The following is an 818-nucleotide window of genomic DNA, read 5'->3' as shown; positions in this document are numbered from 1 at the left end:
TTGGGGTGAAGTCGTAACAAGGTAGCCGTATCGGAAGGTGCGGCTGGATCACCTCCTTTCTATGGAGAATCGTTTCCCGAGTGGAAACATTCAAATACAAAATCTAGCCAGGTCGGCTAGTTACTCACTCGTTGCTCAGTTTTGAGAGCTCAAACTCTCAAACGTTTGGTGGCGATAGCGAAGGGGTTCCACACGTTCCCATCCCGAACACGACCGTTAAGCCCTTCAGCGTCGATGGTACTTGGACCGCAGGGTCCTGGGAGAGTAGAACGCCGCCAAGCGTAAACCCATTACGGGTTTCAATATATATATAATGTGGGCCCTTAGCTCAGTTGGTTAGAGCGCACCTCTGATAAGGGTGAGGCCGGTGGTTCGAGTCCACCAGGGCCCACCATGTATACCTTAAAATCTAATATGGGGCCATAGCTCAGCTGGGAGAGCGCCTGCCTTGCAAGCAGGAGGTCAGCGGTTCGATCCCGCTTGGCTCCACCAACAAGATTTTACAAGCTTGTTCTTTGAAAACTAGATATCGAAACGAAATTTTGCGATTTAGAACATTCCTTTTAGGGATGAATGCTTGTTCGGTTCAAGTGACCGATCAACAATCATCCTAGCTGAACTTGTGTTAAACAAGTTTCAATAAATAGTGAAAACTGCATGAGCGAGTGATCGAAATGGAGCGACTTTTGGCTTTGGACGCAGTCCAAAACAAGCGGAGCGACAGCTCGAACACGAGCGAGTTGGTTAAGCTACTAAGAGCACACGGAGGATGCCTAGGCGCTAGGAGCCGATGAAGGACGTGGCGAACAACGAAACTG

2 tRNA genes and 2 rRNA genes are annotated in these 818 nt (G+C 49.3%); all 4 read left to right on the top strand.

The annotated features are described in order from the left end of the window. A 16S ribosomal RNA gene (locus tag QP794_RS33075) occupies positions 1-59 on the top strand; the annotation flags it as partial. 105 nt (positions 60-164) lie between these two features. Beyond that, positions 165-281, top strand: a 5S ribosomal RNA gene (rrf, locus tag QP794_RS33070). Between the two features lie 36 nt (positions 282-317). Further along, positions 318-394 (top strand) — tRNA-Ile (locus QP794_RS33065). Positions 395-416: 22 nt separating this feature from the next. Next, a tRNA-Ala gene (locus QP794_RS33060) sits at positions 417-492 on the top strand. Positions 493-818: the final 326 nt, after the last annotated feature.

Source organism: Paenibacillus sp. UMB7766-LJ446 (genome assembly GCF_030226665.1).
GTDB lineage: Bacteria > Bacillota > Bacilli > Paenibacillales > Paenibacillaceae > Paenibacillus > Paenibacillus vandeheii.
Note: the sequence above shows the minus strand (reverse complement) of the source record. Positions and strands in the feature narration are given on the sequence as shown.